The 21966-nt window shown below is 65.0% G+C and carries 18 protein-coding genes and 1 pseudogene; 8 read left to right on the top strand and 11 right to left on the bottom strand.

Features of this window, described 5'->3' with window-relative positions:
* Window positions 1-11: 11 nt before the first annotated feature.
* The 4 genes and pseudogenes from ACP69Z_RS08890 to ACP69Z_RS08875 all read right to left on the bottom strand — a co-directional run.
* Window positions 12-743 (bottom strand): annotated as a pseudogene (locus ACP69Z_RS08890) (AMP-binding protein); the annotation flags it as partial.
* Entirely contained in the window at window positions 692-1735 is a 1044-nt protein-coding gene (locus tag ACP69Z_RS08885; RefSeq protein ID WP_426267144.1) for an AMP-binding protein, read from the bottom strand. The gene ACP69Z_RS08885 and the pseudogene ACP69Z_RS08890, both read right to left, overlap by 52 nt.
* Complete coding sequence (locus ACP69Z_RS08880) at window positions 1732-2157, bottom strand: nuclear transport factor 2 family protein (protein ID WP_426267143.1); 426 nt, start codon at window positions 2155-2157, stop codon at window positions 1732-1734. Before ACP69Z_RS08880 ends, ACP69Z_RS08885 begins: the two co-directional genes overlap by 4 nt.
* 83 nt (window positions 2158-2240) lie before the next feature.
* Window positions 2241-3452 carry an acetyl-CoA acetyltransferase gene (locus ACP69Z_RS08875; RefSeq protein ID WP_426267142.1) on the bottom strand — a complete coding sequence of 404 codons (1212 nt, stop codon included), beginning with the start codon at window positions 3450-3452 and terminating at the stop codon, window positions 2241-2243.
* A 160-nt stretch (window positions 3453-3612) separates the two neighbouring features.
* On the opposite strand from ACP69Z_RS08875, the gene ACP69Z_RS08870 reads away from it, so the two are divergent.
* The 7 genes from ACP69Z_RS08870 to ACP69Z_RS08840 all read left to right on the top strand — a co-directional run bounded on the left by ACP69Z_RS08870 (window position 3613) and on the right by ACP69Z_RS08840 (window position 11354).
* On the top strand, window positions 3613-4161 hold the full coding sequence (locus tag ACP69Z_RS08870; RefSeq protein ID WP_426267141.1) for a pseudouridine synthase: 549 nt from the start codon (window positions 3613-3615) through the stop codon (window positions 4159-4161).
* A 38-nt stretch (window positions 4162-4199) separates the two neighbouring features.
* Window positions 4200-5030 (top strand): 23S rRNA (adenine(2030)-N(6))-methyltransferase RlmJ, encoded by an 831-nt coding sequence (locus ACP69Z_RS08865; RefSeq protein ID WP_426267140.1) that lies wholly within the window; start codon window positions 4200-4202, stop codon window positions 5028-5030.
* A gap of 56 nt (window positions 5031-5086) precedes the next feature.
* The gene (locus tag ACP69Z_RS08860) at window positions 5087-6259 is read left to right on the top strand and encodes a PepSY-associated TM helix domain-containing protein (RefSeq protein ID WP_426267139.1); all 1173 of its coding nucleotides are present in this window, start codon (window positions 5087-5089) and stop codon (window positions 6257-6259) included.
* Window positions 6256-6438, top strand: a complete 183-nt coding sequence (locus tag ACP69Z_RS08855; RefSeq protein WP_426267138.1) for a hypothetical protein — start codon at window positions 6256-6258, stop codon at window positions 6436-6438. The genes ACP69Z_RS08860 and ACP69Z_RS08855 overlap by 4 nt, the downstream gene beginning before the upstream one ends.
* Window positions 6435-8555 (top strand): TonB-dependent receptor, encoded by a 2121-nt coding sequence (locus ACP69Z_RS08850; protein WP_426267137.1) that lies wholly within the window; start codon window positions 6435-6437, stop codon window positions 8553-8555. The genes ACP69Z_RS08855 and ACP69Z_RS08850 overlap by 4 nt, the downstream gene beginning before the upstream one ends.
* A 117-nt stretch (window positions 8556-8672) precedes the next feature.
* Window positions 8673-9578 carry a TIR domain-containing protein gene (locus ACP69Z_RS08845; protein WP_426267136.1) on the top strand — a complete coding sequence of 302 codons (906 nt, stop codon included), beginning with the start codon at window positions 8673-8675 and terminating at the stop codon, window positions 9576-9578.
* A 132-nt stretch (window positions 9579-9710) separates the two neighbouring features.
* A complete protein-coding gene (locus ACP69Z_RS08840; RefSeq protein ID WP_426267135.1) occupies window positions 9711-11354 on the top strand; it encodes a hypothetical protein in 1644 nt (547 codons plus the stop codon).
* On the opposite strand, the gene ACP69Z_RS08835 is transcribed toward ACP69Z_RS08840, so the two are convergent.
* Window positions 11355-11804: an ion channel gene (locus tag ACP69Z_RS08835; RefSeq protein WP_426267134.1), complete on the bottom strand. Its 450-nt coding sequence runs from the start codon at window positions 11802-11804 to the stop codon at window positions 11355-11357. It abuts the gene before it with no gap.
* A 39-nt stretch (window positions 11805-11843) separates the two neighbouring features.
* Entirely contained in the window at window positions 11844-14090 is a 2247-nt protein-coding gene (locus ACP69Z_RS08830; protein WP_426267133.1) for a serine/threonine protein kinase, read from the bottom strand.
* Here ACP69Z_RS08830 and ACP69Z_RS08825 point away from each other — a divergent pair.
* Complete coding sequence (locus ACP69Z_RS08825) at window positions 13996-14889, top strand: PP2C family protein-serine/threonine phosphatase (RefSeq protein WP_426267132.1); 894 nt, start codon at window positions 13996-13998, stop codon at window positions 14887-14889. The genes ACP69Z_RS08830 and ACP69Z_RS08825 overlap by 95 nt on opposite strands.
* Before the next feature lie 5 nt (window positions 14890-14894).
* Here the strand turns inward: ACP69Z_RS08825 and ACP69Z_RS08820 are convergent, their stop codons facing one another.
* From ACP69Z_RS08820 to ACP69Z_RS08800, 5 genes are all read right to left on the bottom strand, one after another.
* On the bottom strand, window positions 14895-16169 hold the full coding sequence (locus ACP69Z_RS08820) for a sugar MFS transporter (protein ID WP_426267131.1): 1275 nt from the start codon (window positions 16167-16169) through the stop codon (window positions 14895-14897).
* 48 nt (window positions 16170-16217) lie between these two features.
* Window positions 16218-18596 carry a glycoside hydrolase family 3 N-terminal domain-containing protein gene (locus ACP69Z_RS08815; RefSeq protein WP_426267130.1) on the bottom strand — a complete coding sequence of 793 codons (2379 nt, stop codon included), beginning with the start codon at window positions 18594-18596 and terminating at the stop codon, window positions 16218-16220.
* A 73-nt stretch (window positions 18597-18669) separates the two neighbouring features.
* The gene (locus ACP69Z_RS08810) at window positions 18670-19860 is read right to left on the bottom strand and encodes an MFS transporter (protein WP_426267129.1); all 1191 of its coding nucleotides are present in this window, start codon (window positions 19858-19860) and stop codon (window positions 18670-18672) included.
* A complete protein-coding gene (locus ACP69Z_RS08805; RefSeq protein WP_426267128.1) occupies window positions 19850-20908 on the bottom strand; it encodes a LacI family DNA-binding transcriptional regulator in 1059 nt (352 codons plus the stop codon). Before ACP69Z_RS08805 ends, ACP69Z_RS08810 begins: the two co-directional genes overlap by 11 nt.
* A gap of 4 nt (window positions 20909-20912) precedes the next feature.
* Window positions 20913-21731, bottom strand: a complete 819-nt coding sequence (locus tag ACP69Z_RS08800) for a glycoside hydrolase family 16 protein (protein ID WP_426267127.1) — start codon at window positions 21729-21731, stop codon at window positions 20913-20915.
* Window positions 21732-21966 lie beyond the last annotated feature (235 nt).

The following is a 21966-nucleotide window of genomic DNA, read 5'->3' as shown; positions in this document are numbered from 1 at the left end:
CGGCGGTTGATCGTCCCTTTGTCCGAAATCTCGTGCGCATCGACCGAAGGCGGGCTGGTCAATATCGCCACCCGCCGGATCGTCGCCGACCCACCCTGCTGCCCCGCGTTGAAGTCGCGCAGCCGCTGGACGAGCTGGTTCAGCAAATCCGCGGGGGCATCGGCCTTGGGCCATACCAACAGGCCTAAGAACGGTCGGTTGTCATCCGCCAGAACGATCTCGGTGACCAGCGGCGACAGCGCCTTCAGCAGCGCCTCACGCAGCTGCCCGCCATAAACCCAGGTGCCGTTGGTGAGCTTGAACTCCTCCGCCATCCGCCCGGCGAAGGCGAGGCCCTGTTCGGGATGTGCCTCATCATGGAACACGGCCATGTCGCCGGTCCGGTAATAACCTTCCTCGTCGAACACCGCAGCGGTCTTCTTCGGCTCGTCGAGATAGCCGCTCATCAGCATCGGGCCCTTAAGCCGCACTTCGTAGCGCGCGCCGTTGGGCAACAGCTTGATATCGACGCCCGGCCCGGGAAGGCCGATCCCGACCTTGTCGGTCTCGAAGTGAATGGCGCAGCAGCCCGACACCGTCTCGGTCATGCCGTAGCCGGTGGTCATGTGGACGCGGTGCCCAGTGGCGGCCACCGCATGCTGCTGCAGGCGATCGTAGACCGGCTGCGGCAACCCCGCTCCGCCATAGAGCATCAGCCGCATCTTCGCGAAGAAGGTGTCGCGCAGGACTTCGTCGCGATCCATCGCATCGACCAGCATGGCGTAGCCGAGCGGCACGTTTTGAAATAAGCGACGCTCTTGCTGCGCAGGTTGTCAATCGAGCGCTCGAAGAGGCCGGGCGCGGGCTTACCGCTGTCGATATGCAGCGTGCCCCCCAGCATCAGCCCGGCGCGCAGCACCGACGCGCCCGCGGCATGATGCCACGGTAACCAGTCGAGCATCTCGTCATCCCATCCCGCGGCGCGACCAATCAGGCCGATCCCCTGCGCGGTGTTGGCGGCCAGCGCGTCGAGCGACTGCTCGACCACCTTGGGCAGCCCGGTCGAGCCGCTGGTTATCATGTACGAGCCGGTCGCGGAAGGATCGACAGCCGCGACGGCTTCATCCACCGCCTCGGTTGGTTCGGTCACGATGACGTCGGCAAAGGCCACGGCATTCCCGAACACCGACGGGTCGGTGGAAATGATCTGGCAGTCGGCGCCGATCTCCTGCAGCGCTTTGGCGTAGGGCGCTTTGGGATCGAGGAAGATGGCTGCCGGCTTCACCTTGGCGAACACGTGCCGAAGCCGCGCATGGTCGCCGCCAGCGATGCCATAAGCCGGGCTCACAGGGCACAGGATCCGGCCCGTAACAAAAGCCGCAAAGGTCATGGTCGCGACTGCCACGCTGTTCTCGGCCATGATCACCAGCACGCCGCGCGGCGGCAGGTGATCGATCATCCATTGCGCCGCGCCGCGCACATTGCGGGCAAGCTCGCGAAAACTGGTCGGCTTCCACTCGCCACCCTCGTCGCGCTCGGCCAGCGCCGGCGCATCACCTTTCTTCTCTGCCATGGCCAAAAAGGCTCGTGCGAGATTGCCGTCGATCGGTTGGTACGGGTGGTTGGTGGTCAGACGGATCGTGCCATCGGCATCGCGCTTCAGGTCGAGATCGACCGGCAGGAACTCGGCATGGCGGAACGGCGCCTTGCGCCAATCGCCTTCCGCAACGACGCGCTCCTTCTCCGCGACCGTCATTGCGCCGGCCGTCCAACCAGCTCCTTGACTTGCTCGGTCCAGCCGCCGCCGGCCTTTTGCGCCTCGATCACCCCCCGGTCGACATAGTCGCGCCAGCCGCTGATCTTGTCGCCGCGAAACTCGATCACCCCGGCGTAGGGCGCCGCAATCGCGATCCCGTCCTTGGTGGTATATTCGTCGACGCCTTCGACAAACAGGCGGTCGCCGACCTCCGCGTGGTGGAAGATCCGCCAGCGCACTTCGCCGATGTTCTTGCCGAACTGGTCAATGAAGGCCCGCGCCGCATCCTTTCCTTTGGCGACCGGCGCGATGGCGGCGGCATAATGCCACACGACGTCGTCCGTCATCTGGCTGAGCACATAGTCGACGTCCTTGCGCTTCCACCCATCGATCACGGCCTGGAACTGCTGCATTCTGGTCATTGCTGGTTTCCTCGCGAACGCCGGGGCGGGAAGAAATGGAAGGGTGGCAAGGGCAGCGAGTAACGGTCGCCGCTCAAGATGCATCACGCCGCCTGCTCCACGATGAAGCTGACGGTGGTGGTGGTCGATCCGCCGATGTTGAGGGTCTGGACGCGCTTGGCGCCCTCGACCTGATAGTCGCCGGCCGTGCCGGTCACCTGCTTGTGCGCGTCGAGAAGCATGCGCACGCCCGTCGCGCCGACGGGATGGCCGAGCCCGATCAGCCCGCCCGAGGGATTGATCGGGCATGATCCGCCCATCTCGATCACGCCTTCCTCGATCGCCTTCCAGCTTTCGCCGGGCGCGGTGAGGCCAAGATGATCGATCGCCATATATTCGGTAGCGGTGAAGCAGTCGTGGGTCTCAATCGCTGAGATGTCCTTGAGCTGGACGCCGGCACGGCGGCGCGCATCCTTGATGGCGCGGCGCACCTGCGGGAAGACGTAGGGCTGCCCTGCGCTTGCCTTGACCTTGTGATCGTAGCCGATGGGGGCACTGCGATGCCCCCAGCCGCTGATCCGCGACAGGCTCGACAGCGGAATGCCGCGCTCCCGGGCATAACGCTGAGCCCGCTCGTCGGACGCCAGGAAGATCACCGTCGCTCCGTCAGTGACCTGACCGCAATCCATCTTGCGGGTGCGCCCCTCGACCACCGGATTGGCCTCGTCGTCAGCGGTGAAGCTCTTGTCGGTGAAGCCGTACTTGCGGGTCTGCGCGTCGGGATTGCGCTTGGCGTTGCCGAAGTTGATCTCGGCGATCCGCATCAGATGCCCGTATTTAAGGCCATGGCGGGTGTCATATTCCTCCGCCAAGTCGGAAAAGGCCCGCGGCCAGACGTAATCGGCGTCGCCAAATTCCTTTCCGGTCCACGCCGCCGCCCCGAGGTGCTCGGCCGCCGTCTTACCCGGCACGTTGCGCATCTGCTCGATGCCGAGCACGCAGGCGAGGATCTCGGCCGTGGCCGCGAGGATTGCTACGCTGCCGCTTGCACAAGCCGCCTCGTGACGAGATGTCGGCAATCCGTCGAAATCAGGATGCACCAGACCGAAGAAGCCGCCAAGCAGCCCCTGCCCCGCAAAAAGCTCACCAACGAAATTGCCGACGTGGCCGGTCTCGATATCCTTTGGCTCCAGGCCAGTCTCGGCGAGGCCGTGGTTCAGCGCCTCCAAAAACGCGCCGGCGATATCCAGCCCTTCGCGGCTCCAATTGCGTCCGAAGTCGCTCTGCCAACCGCCAAGTATGTAGACGATCGCCAACGTCCCAATCGAAGCGGGTTTGATTACGCAAGGCTATGCGCGGCGCGAGCGAATGACAAGCTGCAAATCTGGTGCCCTCGCGCAAGCCGATAGTCGCGGGGCAGCGCGTCAGGGCGAACCGCCGGGAGACAGCGACGCGATCAAACGATAAGCGGCGGTCATGGCCCGGCTGCTCCTGTTCAACAAACCGTTCGGCGTGTTGTCGCAGTTCACCGACCGCGGCTCGCCAACGGTTCGCTCGACTTTGTCGGACTTCATCGACGTGAAAGGCGTCTACCCCGCCGGCCGGCTCGATCGAGACAGCGAGGGGCTGCTGTTGCTGTGCGATGACGGGAAGCTGCAGGCGCGCATTGCCGATCCGCGGTTCAAGCTGCCCAAGACCTACCTCGTGCAGGTCGAGGGCGAGCCGCAGGAGAACCAGCTGGAACAGTTGCGCTGGGGCGTCGAGCTCAAGGACGGAATGACCCGGCCGGCCGAGATCGCGCGCATCGAAGAACCGGACCTTTGGCCGCGCAACCCGCCGATCCGTGCGCGTAAGTCCATTCCCGACAGCTGGCTCAGGATCACCATTCGCGAAGGCCGTAATCGGCAGGTGCGCCGGATGACCGCCGCGGTAGGCCTGCCCACGTTGAGGTTGGTTCGCTGGTCGGTCGGCGAGTGGACCGTCGCCGACATATCGCCGGGTGAGTTCAAGGAAATCGCTGTCTAGCGCGGCACGCCGACTGTAGGCACATCACCGAAAGATCCATGAACTACCGTCATTCCTTTCACGCTGGAAACAGCGCCGATGTGGTCAAGCACAGCCTGCTGATCGCTCTTGTCCGCGCCTTGCAGCAGAAGCCGGGAGCGCTGACCCTGATCGACACGCATGCCGGCTGCGGGCTGTATGATCTGGAGGGTGAGACGAGCCAGCGGACCGGCGAGGCTACGCAAGGTGTGGTGCGGGCCTTTACCGACGCCAATCCCTTGCTCGACGACTATCGGGCCGCCGTGAAGGCGGTGAATGTCGCAAGCGAGCCGCGCCTGTATCCCGGCTCCCCGCGCATTCTGTCGCAACTGCTACGACCGCAGGACGTGCTGATCCTGAACGAAAAGCATCCGCAAGATGCTGTTGCCCTGCGCGCCGCGATGCGCGCCACGCCTGCCGCCGTGCACGAGCGCGACGCTTATGAGCTTTGGCTGGCTATGCTGCCAACCAAGACATCGCGCGGTGTCGTAGTGGTGGATCCGCCTTACGAGCAGACCGACGAGCGCGCCCGTATCACTGCCACGCTGGCCGCTGCGCATCGCAAATGGGCGCATGGCGTGACGGTGATCTGGTACCCACTCAAGGATCGCGACACTCATGAACGGTGGAAGCAGCAACTTCGCAGGCTGGCCATTCCGAAGTTCCTGGTGATCGAGCATTGGCTGTACGACGCCGACCAGCCCGGCATCTACAATGGCGCAGGCCTGTTCATCGTGAACCCGCCGTATGCGTTCACTCAGGCGCTGCCGCCTCATCTCGAAGCCCTGCGCGCCGCCCTTGCGCCTGATGGACACCGGGGTTCCATTAGCGCTGAATGGCTGAACGACTAAGCGAACACTGACACAGCTGTTGCAACTGCTTCGCAATAGCGGCTAAAGGCGCCGCCATGACGCGGTCGGCAATCCGGTTCTGGTATCTGGTCCACAAGTGGACGAGCCTTGTCTGCACCCTGTTCCTGTTGATGCTGTGCCTGACCGGGCTGCCACTCATCTTCCATGACGAGATCGACACCCTCACCAGCGACACGCCGCCGTTGAGCGGACCGGCCTCGTCGTCGAACGCGCCCGGTCTGCTGTCGCTCAACACCATGCTCGGACGAGCGCTGGCAGAGCGGCCCGGGGAAGTGCCGCTTTATATGGCGTTCGACAATGAAAGCCCGATGCTGACGGTCACCACTGGTCCCAATCCAAATGCCGATGCCACCGACATGACCTTGCTGTTGTTCGATCGGACCAACGGCCGGCTGGTCGCCCCGCCCGGCGAGGAAGGGTTCATGGACTTCCTCCTGGAACTCCACACCGACATGTTCCTCGGATTGCCCGGCATGCTGTTCCTCGGCGCCATGGGCGTGTTGTTCGTCGCGGCTCTGGTCTCCGGCGTGGTTCTCTACGCACCGTTCATGCGCAAGCTCGACTTCGGGACGCTTCGCACCAGCCGAAGCCGCCGTTTGAAGTGGCTGGACTGGCACAATCTCCTCGGCATCACCGCCTTTGCGTGGATGACGGTGGTTGGGGTCACTGGCATCATCAACGCGCTGGCGACCCCCTTGGTCGACCAGTGGCGGACCAGCGCTTTGGCCGAGATGACCGGGCGCGAGGCGGGCGCCGCCACGCTGCCCCCTTCCCGCTACGGTTCGCTAGACAAGGCCATGGCCTCCGCGCGTGCGGCGCTACCCGGCAACAACCCGCAGTTCATTGCCTTTCCGGGCGGCTCGTACAGCAGTGGTCACCATTATGCCGTCTTCTTCCAGGGCGACACTCCGGTCACGCAGCGGCTGCTGATCCCGGCGCTGATCGATGCCGAGTCCAGCACGCTGACCGATGTCCGTCCCATGCCGCTGAGCATGAAGGCGCTGCAACTAAGCCAGCCGCTGCACTTCGGGGATTATGGCGGATTGCCGCTGAAGCTCCTGTGGGCGGCGCTGACGCTCTTCACCATCGTGGTGCTCGGGTCGGGCGTCTACCTATGGCTCGGCCGTCGCCACTCGAGCCTGCCGCAGCGCCTTTCCGAAGTGACAAGCGGCGGCCGGATCGAGCCTTCGGTGAGCCCCGCCGAATGATCCGCTTGACCTTCTTTCTTCCTGTGCTGCTGGCGCTGCTCAGTCTTGCCGGTCTGGTCATCGCCCTCACCGGCGAAGGCTGGCGCGACCACCTGTCCTCACTCGCACTGCTGACCCCAGTGACCGCTGTCATCTGGGCAGTGGCACGATCATCTTCTCCAAAGGATCTCTCCAAGTGACGAACCGCTTTCTGTTGCTCGCCTGCGCCGCCCTGCCGACGCCCGCCCTGGCTCAGGAGGCGGCAACCAGCGAGGACGTCGTTGTCACCGCGCAGCGCAACAACCAGACCGATGTCCGCCGCGCCGGACAGGTCGGCATCCTTGGCGACAAGCCGGCCGAAGACGTGCCCTTCAGCATTCGCAGCTATTCGGACGCACTGATCTACAACCAGCAGCCGCAAAGCCTCGGGCAGGTGCTGGAGAATGATCCCACCATCCGCACCAGCTACGGCTTCGGCAATGCCTCCGAACAATTCGTCATCCGGGGCTTCACCCTGTTCGGGGATGATGTCGGCCTGGACGGCCTTTACGGCATCACCCCGCGCCAGCTGGTTGCGCCGGAGCTGTACGACAGCGTGCAGGTGTTGAACGGAGCGACCGCTTTCCTGAACGGCGCGGCGCCGGGCGGATCGGGGATCGGCGGCAGCATCAACCTCGTCCCCAAGCGTGCCCGCCGAGACCTGACGCGGGCCACCGCCAGCTATCTGTCGGATGGTCACGTCGGGGCCAGCTTCGACGTCGCGCGCCGGTTCGGCGGAGGCACTTGGGGGGTCCGCGTCAACGGCGCGCATCGTCGCGGCGAGGTCGCGATCGAGGACGAGAACCGCCGCGCCACCCTCCTCGGGTTCGGCCTCGATTATCGTGGCAGCGCCGTGCGCCTGTCGTTCGATCTCGGCTATCAGAAGATCCGGGTCGAGCAGCTTCGGCCCAAGGTGGCGGTCACCGGCTTCATCCCTCGCGTGCCGAGAGCCGATGCGAACTATGCGCAGCCGTGGACCTATACCGAACTGGAGGATCTGTTCGGCCTCGCCAGGGCCGAATGGGACGTTGCCGACAACGTCCTCCTCTATGCGCAGGCCGGCGCCCGCGACGGATCGGAAGATGGCGTATATGGCGGCATCACCGTCACCGGCATCGATGGATCGGCAACCGGATCGGGCACGCTGGTGCCGCGCACCGACAATAATGAAGCGGGCCAGGCCGGCATCCGCGCCAAGCTCGCGCTTGCCGGCATCACTCACGAGATCAACGCCGGCATCAGTCACATCCGCCAGGTCAATCGCAATGCGTTCGACTTTTTGGCGGGCTATGCGACCAATCTCTACAATACGCCCGACGTGCCACTGCCTGCGTCAGGGTTCGTCGGAGGCGACCTCGACGATCCTTTCCCGATCGGCCGCGCGCGCCTGACCAGCCTGTTCGTATCGGACACCATCGGCCTTGCCGGCGACCGCGTGCTGCTGACCGGCGGCCTTCGTCATCAGCAGATCAAGGTGACGAGCTACGATTATTACAACGGGGGCTTGTTCGATAACCGCTACAACAAGAGCGCGGTGACCCCGGTTGTCGGCCTGGTATTAAAGCCGCGCGCGGGATTGTCGCTGTTCGCCAACCGGATCGAGGGGCTGCAGCAGGGACCGATTGCGCCGATCGATCCCTTGCTCAGCAATCCGGGCGAAGTGTTCGCACCGATCAAGTCGGTGCAATATGAGGCGGGCGCCAAGGCAAGCTTCGGACGGCTGAACGGCAGCCTTGCCGCCTTCCGCATCACTCGCCCGAGCGGCTTCGCGATCGCCGATCCGAACGCGCCCGGCCAGCTTCGCTTCGGCTTGTTCGGCGACCAGCGCAATCAGGGTATCGAACTGACGCTGGACGGCGAGATCGCTCGCGGGTTGCGGCTGATCGCCGGCGGATCGTGGATCGATGCCGAGTTCCGCAACACCGCAGGCGGCTTGCAGGATGGCAAGGACGTCCCGGGCGTTCCCCATCTTCTCGCCAACGCCAACGTCGAATGGGACGTGCCCACGGCCCGCGGGTTGACCCTGACCGCCCGGGTCATCGCCACGGGTGAGCAGCCGGTCGATCCCGACAACAAGCTCGAGATCGATGGCTGGACGCGCTTCGACCTTGGTGCCCGCTATGTGACGCTGGTCGGCGGCCGGCCACTCACCCTTCGTGCGGGCGTCGATAACGTGGCGAACAAGCGCTACTGGGCCTCGGCGTTCGAGACATTCGGCACGTCGCTTCTCCAGGGACAGCCCCGGACCTTCCGCGCATCCGCCTCCATGGACTTCTGACGCGAAGGACCCTTGGTTTGGAGTCGTCATCGCTTCGGCGATGTGATAAACATTGGTTAAGCATCTCGCGAGGCTTCGAGTCACCAGATAAGCGACACTTCTGAGCAGGGGCGTGGGTTGGCCGGGCGCGACATCTTCATTTCCTACAGCCGAAGCGACCGCGCTGCTGCGCGGCATTTCGCCAAATGCTTCGAGGACGAGGGATTTTCGGTCTGGTGGGACGCTGCGCTCCACTCGGGCGAAAGCTTCGATCAGGTCATCGAGCGGGAATTGCGAGCCGCCGCCGCAGCGATCGTGCTGTGGTCGCCGCGGTCGGTCGCCTCGCGCTGGGTTCGCGCCGAAGCGACCCTTGCCGATCGCCAGGGCAAGCTGATCCCGGTCATCATCGAACAATGCGAACGCCCGATCATCTTTGAACTGACGCACACCAACGATCTTGCCGATTGGGCCGGCGATAACGCCGATGGGCGCTGGCAAGGGTTGGTGGACGACGTCCGGCGGCTAGTTCGCGATCGCAATGCGATAGCCGCACCTGCGCTTTCGGAGCCATCGGCCGCCGGACCCCTGCCCTTCTCCTCCGCGCTTCCGCTGCACCAAAGCCCTGCGCGTGCCACCAAGGGCGCGGTGCTCCCGCAGGACAATGACGATTCGCAGGCGACCCAATTCTTTGTCGGCGCCGATCGCCAGGACCATTTCCATTGCCTCGAGATCTGCACGGACGAGCATGGCGAACGCCGCTACATCGTCTCGCCGCAAGGGTTGCGGATCGGCCGTGCACCGCCCGCCGACATCATCCTTTCGGATCGCCAGGTGTCGCGCTCGCACTGCATGGTCGAACTCGACGGCGGCAATCTCAAGATCACCGACCTTGGATCGACCAACGGCACTTTTGTCGATGGGAAGCGGGTGGAGCGATCCGCATCGCTTGCGGTGGGCTCTGTCCTGAGTGTCGGCACGGTATCGATGCGCCATCAGGTGCGCAGCGCGCAGGTGGTGACCGAACGGAGGCAGGCCGTCGGCTAAGGCCGGTGTGTAAAGGGGGGTTATCTGGCATCAGCTCATCCGCCGCGGCCGCGGCTCACGCTCAACGTTGGAATTACCGGTCACCGGGCCTCCATCCTTCCTCCCGATCTCATCGATGACCTCGTGCCCGTGGTGGACGACGTCTTTCGTCAGCTCGCAGCGGCAATGCTCCGCCTGCATCGGCGCGAGCCGACCCTGTTCGATGCCGCTTCGCCCCAGCTTCGCCTGCACACCCCCCTTGCCTCTGGCGCCGACCAGATGGCCGCTCGCAGTGCCCGGGCCAGCAACTTTCAGATCAGGGCGCTGCTGCCCTTTGCCCCTGACGAATATCGCGCCGACTTCACCGAGAATGTCGAACGGGCCGATTTCGAGCGTGAGCTGGAAGCCGCCGACCAGCTTTTCTCTCTCCCGGGTCAGCGCTCGGAAGAAGAAGGCGCCTATGTGCTGGTCGGCAAAGCAGTCGTGGCGGCCGCCGACATATTGATCGCCATCTGGGATGGCGGTGCGGCAAATGGACTCGGAGGGACCGGCCAGGTGGTGGAGCAGGCGCTCGCCAACTCGGTTCCCGTGATCCACATATTGGTGGACCGAAGCGGCGGCGAAAGCGGCCTGCTTCGGCTGCTGACCGATGGTGAAGCGGGAACGGCAGCGGTCGCTGCCTTCGGCACGCCCGATGAGTATGACGCGCTGCTCGCCGACACCCTTCTTCCGCACACCAGTGACGAGCGGCAGCACATTGCCGATTTCTTCGCCGAGACCACGCGGACGTTCAATTGGCGGTTGGAATATCCACTCCTCCTCAGCAGCCTTGCGGTGAAGCCCCTGCCATCGGCGGCCTGGCGCGAAGCCCCGCTGCCCGCGCTCGACCGCAGCCGGCGACCGGATCTCGCGACCTACGCCTGGGCCAATCTGCTCGCCATTCGCTACGCCCAGATGTTTCGCAGTGGGCATGTCGCGAACTACATCTTGTCGGCATTGGCAGTGCTGCTGGCCCTCGTTGGCCTGCTGTTCCCGGCAGCCAAGGTGTTCCTGGTGATAGCCGAACTCGGTGCGATCGGGCTGCTGTTCCTCAACACGCGGGCGGGCACCGAAGGCGAGTGGCACCGGCGCTGGCTGCAATACCGGCATCTCGCCGAATCGCTCCGGCCTTTATTCTATCTCAAGGGGACCGGGCTGATCAGCACGCCCTTCCGAAGCGACTTCGTACGCGGAAGTGCCCACCGCGAAACAGGTGCCGATTGGACCCGCTGGTACGCGGCCGCCATCTGGCGCGAGATGGACAGCCCCACAGGCTCCATCGAACCTGCCGAAATCTTCAGCCTGGCAAGCCGGTTCAGTGAAGAACAGATCGTCCCGCAGGCACAATATCACCGCGTCAATGCCGCGCGCATGACCAAGCTCGACCATCGCCTGCACGAGGTCGGAAGCTTTCTCATCGGCGCGGTGATCTGCGTCTGCTGCCTGTATCTGGTCGGCTACGTCTTCTTCCATGACGTCGCCAAATCGCTGACCAATGCCTTTATCTTCCTCACCGCGGGTCTGCCGGCGGTCGGCGCAGCGGTGTTCGGCCTGCGCGGCCACGGCGAGCATCTGCTGGCCGCCAGCCGCTCGATCAGTTCTGCAGCCGCCTTCGATACGTCGGCGGCAAGGCTCGGCAGGGTGTCGGACGCCGAAGACCTTGCACGTGAGTTCGGGCATGCAGCTTCGATCATGCTCGCGGACCTCAACGAATGGACGATCACCTACCGCGAGCGCTCGTTGGAGATTCCCTCCTGATCAAAGTTTGTCGTCAGGGCCGTGGCGCCCCCACAGCCGCTCCATGATGAGGTAGGTGAAGGACGCGCTCCAGGCGACGAGCACCAGCCCATTCAGCGCCTCAAGACCGGCGAGGATGCGAATGTTGCCGTGCGGCAATATGTCTCCGATGCCGAGCGTCGTGTAGGATGCGATCGAAAAATAGAAATGGTCTGCGAACCAACCCGGCCCGCCAACGATCGCGCCGGTCAATTCTCCTTCACCGGCCCAGTCGAGCAGCGACAGACCAAGGGCATAAAGAAAGACCTCGAAGAGGTGCGCCAGGAACAGGGTCGTCAGGACAATCGGAAGCGGGTGACGAAGTTCGTCCCGGCGCCGGTAGACCCACCGACCGAGGCGCTCCAGCACCCACAAGTGGACGAGGAGGCAGCCGCCGATCAGGGCGATCGCGACGATTGAGGTCAGCAGCATCGCGGGGTCACTGCCAGGATTGCCACACGGCCTGAACGGCTATTGCGCTTGGGTTTGTTTGACCAGGAACACGAGATAGGCCCGCGTTCGCTTGGCACTGGTGATGATCGTATCTGCCTGGGCGTTCGTTCGCGCCGTGCGGGCAGAGCGTTTCAGCACCTTGAGATAATCGTCATAGCCGCGCGCCAGGCGCCCATTCTCACCCCGATCCGCCCGCATCACCTGCCGCGCCATTCCGCGCGCTTCATCGATGATGCCGTTCATCTCGCCCAGCTTGGCTGCCGACGCATTTTCCGAACTGGCCGCCGCAGGCGCGACGACTGGCGCTGGTGCAGTTGCTGCTGCAGGTGCGGCGGCGGCCAGCGCAGGCTTGGGGGTCACAGCTTTCGGGACAACTGCCTTCGGTGTCTCCGCTGGTGCGGCGAGCTTGGCTGCGTGGACACTGGCCAAGGTCGATCGCAACGCACGATAGCGGGCAAGCAGATCGCGCGCGGCGGCGGACGAGGCTGACCCGTCGGACGCCGCCGCCACCGCTTGCGCGGCGGTCTGAAGCCCGGCCCACTGATCGTTGAGGCGCGCAAGATAGGTGCGTTCCGCCGCACCGCTCGGCACCGCGCCGCTCTGCGCGGTCCACGGCACGGCGCCGGCCAGTCGTTGCCGCCGCGCCGCTGCGTCCTGCGCAAGCGCGGAGGCAAACGCCTTGTCGGAGCGCATCGCCAGCTCATTCATGGACGCCTGCAAGGTGGCGGCCTCTCCCGCGCGCTGAGCCTCGCCAAGGAGTGTCTGCACCTGTGCCTGGTCCTCGCCAAGTTTGTCGCCGGCGGCGGCAAGCGCGTCGATCGCGGCGACGGGCGCATCAGCGGCCCGCGCCTCGTCAGCCAGGGTCTTGAGACCCGATGCGAACATGCCGGTGTCCGGTCCGGAATAAGAGGCGACCGGCACCGAGGTATCGATGATCTCCTCTGACGACGGGCCGTCTGCGCCCGGATCGGTCCTCGGCAGCAGGTTCCATCCTGCGGTCCCCACCGCAAGCACGGCCGCTGCCACACCCGCCGCCAGCAGGCCCTTGCTTCGCTTCGCAGGCGCCGCCGCCGTAACGGGAGCGCTCGAAGGCTTCGCGATCTTGTCTGGTTCCTCCTCCTTGACCTCCGACGCCGCAGCAGCTGCGGCAGCGCTACCTCCCGCAGCGGCCGCCGCTTGGTCGGCCTTTTGCGCCAGACTGGGATCTTCACCCGCGCGCCGAAATCTCGCCGCGCCCGGTTCGGCGGGGACGTTCGTCTCGATCGGCACGTCCGCAGCTTCGGCGGGCGGTGCCACCGGGACGATCTCCTGTACCGCCACCTCGTTGATGGTGAAGCGCGTGCGCTCCTCATCCTCCGCGTCGCTTACGTTTGCCGAAGAGACCTGGGGAAACAGCGCGAGCCATTCGGTGATCGACTGCGGCCGTTCCTCAGGTTTGATCGTCATCGCCCGATCGATCGCGGCCAGGAACTTCTTGCTGTAGCCCGGCCACTTGCCGGCACTAAGCGGCGAAATCTGCCTACCATGCAGCCGTTCCAGCACCTCCGGCGGCTTGGCCCCGGTGACGCATTCGTACAGCACCACGCCAAGCGCGTAGATATCGGTCCACGGGCCCTGACTGTACGTTTTCACATATTGTTCGATCGCCGCGTAGGGCGGCGTGTGGAACGTGACCTGCGTGCTGGTCGCCTCCGCCGTATCGAACCGCGCAGAACCGAAGTCGATCAGCACCGAACGGCCTTCAGGCGTGATCAGGATGTTGGGCGGCTTGATGTCGCGGTGAAGAACGCCGACCCGGTGCGCCCGGTCGAGCCCTTCCGAGATCGGGGCGATAATGTCCCACAAGCTGCGCTCGTTGAACCGTTGGCTGTTCTTGAGCAGGCGCGACAGCGAGGTTCCGTCCTCGAAGTCCATCACCATGTAGGCGGTGCCGTGAATCTCGAACAGGCTGCGGACGCTGACGATGTTCGGGTGCCGGCTCGGCGTGGAGAGGTTCCACAGCAGCTTGGCTTCTTCGACGAACTTCTTCAGCCCGAGCGCGTGGACTTCCTCGGCATCGGAATCGATCGGAACAACCGTTGCTTCCTCGTCCCGCTCGCTGATCGAGCTCGGGAAATATTCTTTAATCGCGACCAGTTCGTTGAAGTAGATTCCGCGCGCCTTGTAGACGATGCCGAACCCGCCGACGCCAAGGACCTCTTCCAGCCGCCACTCGCGCAGCACCGTTCCCGGCGGCAGGGCCTTGTTCGAATACGCCTTGCTCATGCGTGATCAGCCCTCACGAACTGCTAAACTGGATCGCATAAATGGCTTGCAAATGCTAGTCATCTTAACCTCGAGCGGGGTGCACGCGATGGCCTTTGAATGCGTCAGTCGAACTCACGTCGGGTTGAAGCGCCGGGTGAACGAGGATTCGCTCATGATCCGGACCGAGCGGGGCCTGTGGGCGGTGGCCGATGGCATGGGCGGGCATGAGGCGGGCGACGTCGCCAGCAGCAAGATCTCCGATGCCTTGCAGCACTTGCCGATCGTCTACGATGTGGACGAACTCATTGGTTCAGCCGCTGCGTCGCTACAGCAGGTCAACCACGAACTGATCCAGCTCGCCCGCGGCGATGGGCTGCCGCGAACGATCGGCAGCACGGTGGTCGCTCTCGCAATTTCCGGAGCGGAGATGCGGTGCCTTTGGGCGGGCGACAGCCGGGCGTATCGGTGGCGGGGTGGCAAGCTGGTGCAGCTCACGCGGGATCACAGCCTGGTGCAGGAGCTTGTCAACGCCGGGATGCTGCACCCGCACGAGGCGCAGGATCATCCTCAATCGAATGTGGTGACCCGCGCCGTAGGCGTGTCCGAGGACCTGAAGCTAGAGGTCGCCACCGGTGATGCCCGGCAGGGCGACCTATTCCTGCTGGCCAGCGACGGTCTAACCAGAGTGGTGCCGGACGACGATCTTGCCGCCGAACTGGAGACCGGCACGCTCGACGCCATTGCTGATCGGCTGGTCGAATTGGTGCTGCAGCGCGGTGCGCCCGACAACGTCTCGCTGATCCTCGTCCGTGTGTGAAGCAATCAGGCCGGCCGCCGCGCGTAGAAGCCATAGCCGGCGATGACGGCATAGCAGGCGGCCGGCAGCAGCAGCGCGATTGCCAGGCTGCCGCTCGCATCGGCCAGCATGCCGGTCAGCAGCGGGATTACTGCGCCGCCGAAGATGGCGATGTTGATGATCCCGGATCCGTCCGCGGCGCGGGCGCCAAGCTTTTCGCAGGCGAGGCTGAAGATGGTCGGGAACATGATCGAGTTCATGAGGCCGATGCCGAGCAGGCTGTAGGCTGCGACCGCGCCGCTGCTGTTGGTGGAGATCGCCAGCAGCGCAATCGCGCCCGCAGCGACGGTCGCGAGGATCAGTCCGGGGCTCATGATCCGCAGGAACCAGCTGCCGATGAAGCGGCCGACCATGGCGCCGCCCCAGTAGATGAAGATCATGTCGCCCGCCGCACGCTCGGTCAGCCCGAGGACATGGCTTTGCTGGAGGTAGTTGACGATGAGGCTTCCGATCGAGACCTCGGCGCCGACGTAGAGGAAGATGCACAAGGCACCAAAGCCGAAGCGCTTGCGGCTGAGCAGCGAGAAGCCGGCCAGCGGCGAGCTTCGCTCGTGTTGCTCGTTCGGCAGCCGATTGCGGAACAGGAACACCGCGCCCGCGATCACCAGCAGCGCGGCAGCAAGGCCGATGTAGGTGTTCGAGATCGCCTGCGTTTCCGCAGTGCGATACGCCTCCAGCTCCGCCCCGCTGAAGTCCGACGCGCTGACACCCGCAAGTCCGCCCAGGATCAGCGCCGAGCCCACGATCGGAAACACGGTGGTGCCAAGGCTGTTGAACGCCTGCGCAAAGGTCAGCCGGCTGTGCACCGTCCTCGCCGGCCCGAGCAGGCTGATCAGCGGGTTGGCGACCACCTGCACCACCACCACGCCGCTTGCCAGCACGAACAGGGCGAACAGGAACAGCCCGTAGGTCGCGGTGCGTGAGGCCGGGATGAACAGCAGGCAGCCGGCCATCATCACCAGCAGCCCCGTCATCGCTCCGCGCATATAGCCGATGCGCTTCACCAGCTGCGCGCCCGGGATGCCGATCACCAGATAAGCGGTGAAGAAGCAGAACTGCACCAGCATCGCTTGGGTATAGTTGAGCGTGAACAGCTCTTTCAGCTTGGGCAGGATCACGTCGTTGAGGCTGGTGATGCCGCCGAAGATGAAGAACAAAGCGAACACGAAATACCGCAGCTCGGGCGCGTTGACGCCGTCAGTGGCGGCCGTTGTCGGATTGGCTGGTGCGGCTACGGCCATGCTGTTCTTCCCCCTCGAAACTCGAATGTCAGGCGCGGCGACCGCTTGCTAGAATGAGCATTCCACGCCAGCCGGAATATCCTGTCGTGCGATCCGCGCGATGCGCAATGTCAGCGGTCCAGCGCTGGTGATTGACAGCGTTCGCCCATCGCCAGGCGCGCAGGCGCCAGTGACGATCAACTCGCGCCAGCCCTTGCCCGCGGACGTCGTCAAGCCGGCCGTGATGTCGATCGCCTTCCCACCGGTGTTCAGCGTCACCGGCGCCGTGGGGGCAGTGGCAACCTCATAGACGATACGGAAACCGCCCGTTCCACGACCGGCATCGGCCAACGTCAGGGTCGAGCCGGGCGCAAAGGTGATCTCCCGCGCATCCTCCTGGCGATTGCGGTCGATACCGCGGGCGGTGATCCCCCCGCCGGTGCCGCGCAGATTGGCAAGCGCAACATCGCCGCCACGCGCCGTGATGCCGCTACCAAGACGGCCTAGGTCGAACCATTCGGCCGATCGCGCATCAAGAATGGGGCAGGCTTCGGATAGTCGCGCGGCAGGCGCCGCCTGGCCGAACGACAGACCATAACCGCGCTGGAAAAGCGCACCCTCCGGCCCGTTCACCGGCTGACCGGTGCAGGCGGCTGGCCAACTGAACGACAAGCGCCCGGTTGCCGGACGCCGGCCATAGAGGAAGTCCGCGACGCCCGCCCCTTCCCCGCCTGGCAGCCAGCTCGCCACAAACGCATCGGCGGCGTTCATTTCGCGGTTCATCCACATCGGCCGACCCGACAGGAAAACGGCCACCGTGCGGATCCCCGCCGCGCGATATCTGCGCAGAAGCTCGAGCCCCTCGGTATCAGCGAACACCAGATCCTTTCGGTCGCCCGAAAACTCGGCATAGGGTTTCTCGCCGAACACAACTACCGCGACGTCCGGCTTCGTCTTGTAGCTGCCATCAGCCGAAAGGGTCGCAGAACCGCCAGCGTCAGCGGCAGCGGCTTTCAGTCCCGCCCAGATCGACGTCGCACCGGGGAAGTGGGCGTTGTTGAGATCCTCGCCGCCCTGCCAGGTCAGCGTCCACCCGCCCGACGCCTGCGCGATGTCGTCCGCCGCACGGCCCGTAACCAGAACCGACGCTCCGGCCTTGAGCGGAAGCACGCCGTCGTTCTTGAGCAGTACCTGGCTCTTCGCCACCGCCTCCCGCGCAATGGCGCGATGGGCGGGCGATCCGAGCAGCGCCAGCTTGCCGCCATTCATTCGTTGCGAGGGACGCTTGGCATTCGGTTCGAGCAAACCGGCGCGCAACTTCATCCGCAGCACCCGGGCCACCGCTTCGTCGACGCGCGCCATCGGGATGGTGCCGTCCTTGACCTGTGCAAGCAGGCTGGCGTGCAGCGCCTTGGCATCGTCCGGCACCATGTAGATGTCGAGGCCGGCCAGCAGCGCCTGCGGGCAGTTCGAGTTGGTGCAACCAGGAATTTGCGCATGCCCGTTCCAGTCACCGACGACCACGCCGGTGAAGCCCATGCGCCCGCGCAGCAGTCCGGTCAGCAGCGGCTTGTTGCCGTGCATCTTGGTGCCGTTGATCGAGTTGAAACTCGCCATGATGGCTTCTACGCCGGCGGCGATCGCCGCGGGATATGGCCGCGCGTGGATGGCCTCCAGCTGCGCAAGGTCGCCGTCGACATTGCCTTGGTCGACACCCTGCGCGGTACCGCCGTCGCCGAAGAAATGCTTGGCGGTGGCAAGGACATGGCCTTCGCCGATGTGGCCGCCGGGAGATGCCTTTCCCTGCAGTCCCTCGACCAGCGCCGAGCCGAGTTCGGCGGCGATGACCGGGTCTTCGGAATAGCTCTCGTACGTCCGCCCCCAACGATCGTCCTGCGCGACCGCAACGGTTGGTGAGAAATTCCAGTCGATGCCGGTCGCCGCAATCTCGGCCGCGGTGGCCGCGCCGATGCGGCGGACGAGGTCCGGATCACGCGCGGCGCCAAGCCCGATATTGTGCGGAAAGATGGTCGCGCCGACGACATTGGTGTGGCCGTGAACAGCATCCGTGCCCCAGATCGCAGGGATCGCGGGCTCGCCATTCGGCAGCGGCGCGGTGGACGCGTCCCACATTTCGTCGGCAAGCTTCAGCCAGTCGGCGGCGGGCGCAAACTCATTGCCATACGGGCCGCCGTTGCCGCCATTCAGATAGCTGCCGTAGCGGTAGGTCCGCATCTCCTGTGGCGTGACCGAATTGATCTGCGGCTGGATCAGCTGGGCAATCTTATGTTCAAGCGACATGCGCGACAGAAGCGCCGCGATCCGGGAATCCTCGCTCCCCGCCGCCGCTGGCGCAGTGGCGACCGGCGCCACCACTTGAGTGCTGGCACAGCCGGCCAGTGTGGCGGTGCACGCCGCCGCCGCCAACAGCTTGGAACTCCACTTCACCACTTACCAGCCCCGCCCCTTGAGAACGTTCTCATTCGTAGGTCTCGCATGCACACCGCCCCTTTGCAAGCGGCTAAAGCGTACGCGGCATGCGTAGAAGGAGGATGGTCGCCGCAAGCGCAAAAGCGGCGAGCACCATGAACAGCCCGGTGAAGCCGAATGCCGGCACCAGCGCGATCGTCAGCCAAGGCATTACCAGCGAGGGTCCGGTGTTGGTAAGATTGAACAGGCCGAGATCGCGTCCGCGATGCTGAGGACGCGGCAGCACGCGCAACGTTTGCGCGCTGTGCAAGGAGAGGAAGATCGAGGCCGCGAGGCCGAACAGCACATAGCCCGCTAGCGCGGCTTGAAGGCTAGCTGCGGCCGCCATGATCAGGAGGCCGAGCGCGGCGATGGCGGCGCACAGCACAAGCGGCGCAAACGGACGATCGTGGCGGTCGGCCCAGCGTCCTGCGGTCAACGCCAGCGGCACGGCGCCGAGCAGGATCAGCCCGAAGATCTGGGCGACCTCGGCGTCGGTCATCGCCGGATCGATTGCGCGAAACCAGAAAAAGAGAAACGCGAACAAGGCGGCCTCGGAAATCTGCACCAGAAGCCGCGCAAGCCACATGCGGGCAACTGCCTTGCGCGGACGCGAGCCAAGGCTTTCGTGCTCTTCTTGGCGGGCGATGCCTTCGATCCTGCGCGGGCAGCCAACCAAAAGCACCGGCGAAACGCACAGCGTGACGAGCGCGGCGACCAGCCACAACCTGGTGTCGGCAGACGCAAGGTCGGGCAAGGTCACCAGCACTCCCGCCGCCGCGCCCGTCGCCGGCGCAAAGGCGAGCAAGCCCCCGAGCCTACCCTTCTGTGTGTCCGGAACATGATCCCCGGCCCAAGCCGCCAGCGGCGCCAGCATCATGTTGAGCGCGATCTGCCAGGCAACGAGTAGAACGATGATTTCGGCTACAGTCGCGGTTCGTCCGAAGCTCCCGAGCAGCAGGCACGAGGACAGCAATCCCGCCACGATCCACGGCACCCGCCGCCCCGTCCAATCGCTGGCCCAGCCGAAAGCAATGTTCGACAAACTCGCCGCGATAGCACCGAAAAACGTCGCATAGGCAAGCCAGGCTACATCGCCGGAGCCTGCCATCGCGCTCACCCGCATGGGAAGCAGAATGGTCAGGAACGGCACGTAGGCGACCGACCCGCCTGCCGATGCCAACGCGTATAGCCACAGGAAGCGCCGGGACTGCAGCGCGCCGTGCTCGATGTCAGGTGGCAAGCGGTGCTGGCCCGGTTGAAGCGCGCTCGATCAGGCGGGCGGGCACGACCACCGGCAGCGCTGGCAAAACCTCACCGCGGCTGGCGGTGATCAGCAGTTCAACCGCCCGGCTGACCGTCTCGGCAACCGGCTGGTCGATCGCGGTCAGCGGCGGATTGGCGAAGGTGGTGACGGGCGTGTTGTCGAAGCTGATCAGCGACAGCGCTTCCGGGATGGCGATTTCCATCTCCTCCGCCACGTCACCGGCGGCGAGCGCCATGTGGTCGTTGCTGGCGATGATCGCGGTCGGACGGGGTTCGAGCGCCAGCAGCGTGCGTGCGGCATCGACCCCGGACTGGTAGCTGAAATCCCCCCGTACACAGAGCGTGTCCATAGGCAGCCCGGCGTCTGCCATGGCGCCGCGCCAGCCAGCCTTGCGCCATTCACTAAGCGAATATTCGGCCGATCCCGCGATAAAGCCGATCCGCTGGTGGCCAAGTTCGATGAGCCGGCGAGTCGCATCCCGCGCGGCGTCTTCGTCGCCCATGACCAGCGGGATTCCGCCTGCCTTTCCCTTCGAACCGATGCGCGCGAACGGAACGCGGCGGCTCTGCAGGAAGCTGGTGATCTTCGGGTTGTCGGAGTGCGGCGGGGTCAGGATCACGCCATCGGGCTGAAGCGCAGCCAGCGTCGCGGTCAGCTCGCGTTCGACATGATCGTCGTGCGTGTCGACAAGCTCGAACAGCATGCGATAGCCGTGCTCGGCGCATTTCAGCATGCCGCCCAGCAGCATCTGGTCGACCCAGTCCGATCCCTGCCGTGCACGCCACGCCTCGATGGTGCGGTCGCGATCGTTAAGCGCGAGGATAAGGTACGAGCGCGACCCGCTCATCCGCTGCGCCGCGATGGAGGGGATGTAGCCCAAGCGGTCGATCGAGGCCTGAACCCGCTCGCGCATCTCGTTACGAACATTGGGTTCGGCGTTGATGACGCGGCTTACGGTTTGAAGCGACACACCCGCGTCGGCGGCGACATGCTTGATCGTAACGGCCTGTCGCCTTCTCGGCATCGGTTCAGCGGCCTCCCTCGCAGGATTGTCCGCTACCTCGCTGCGGCCGGCATTGCCAGACCCGTACCCAATCGACCTGCATTGTTTGTGGCCAGATCGTCGCGTCGACGCCCTTCAGCCCGCGTTCTTCCGACAATCCACCACCCACGGCAAGGTTGAGGATCAGATGGAAGTTGCGATCGAACGGCGCATCGGGATCGCTGGACGCCGAGGTCCACCAATCGCCGCGCCGCTTGGTCGCATACACACGGCCGTCATAGGTCCAATCAATCCGGCCAGGCGCCCAGACGACCCCGAACGTGTGAAAGCCGTCGAGAATGTCCGGCGCATGGGTCTCGGTGCTATTGAGCGCGTTCTTGGGCCAGTTGCCGCCGAAGTGCAGCGTGCCGAGAATGGTGTTCTCGCGCCCGCCCGGACATTCGGCGCACGCGACCCCGAGGTTTACCGCTTCCAGGATGTCGATCTCGCCCGACGCAGCCCAAGGCCCGAGGCTCTTGTCTTCTGGCAGCATCCAGATGGCCGGCCACGTCCCCTGCCCTGCCGGCAGCTTGGCCCGTATCTCGATCCGTCCATAACGCCACGAGGCCTTGCCCCGAGTCACCATTCGCGCGGAGGTGTAATCCTTGGTGACGTTGGCCGCATCGGCCGATGCCGGGCGCATGTGCGCCGGGACCGCCGCTCCGGTGAAGCGCTCCTTGCGCGCCGTGATAGTGAGGAGGCCGCCACCCACCGCGGCATTGGCACGGCGGTCGGTATAACATTGCCGTTCGTTATTGCCGCCGCCCCAACAATCGCGGTCGAAGTCCCACTTCGCACGGTCCACCCTCGAACCATTGAACTCGTCGGACCAGATCAATTGCCAGCCGCGTTCCTTCGCCGGCTCACGGGTTGTGCCCGGTGCCGGCATCGCGACCGTTACAATGGTTTTCGGCGGGCTGTTGGGACCAAGCGGTGCCGATGCTGGCTGCGCCGCGCCGGCGGAACATCCTAAGCCAGCTGCTGCGAATCCGAGCGCAAGTGCGGGTGCGCGCAACGTCATGGTTCGCATCCCTTTGATT

Origin of the sequence: Sphingomonas sp. LHG3443-2, from assembly GCF_049896405.1 — a bacterium.
GTDB lineage: Bacteria > Pseudomonadota > Alphaproteobacteria > Sphingomonadales > Sphingomonadaceae > Sphingomicrobium.
The sequence above is the reverse complement of the archived record's forward strand: the minus strand, read 5'-3'. Positions and strand labels throughout refer to the sequence as shown.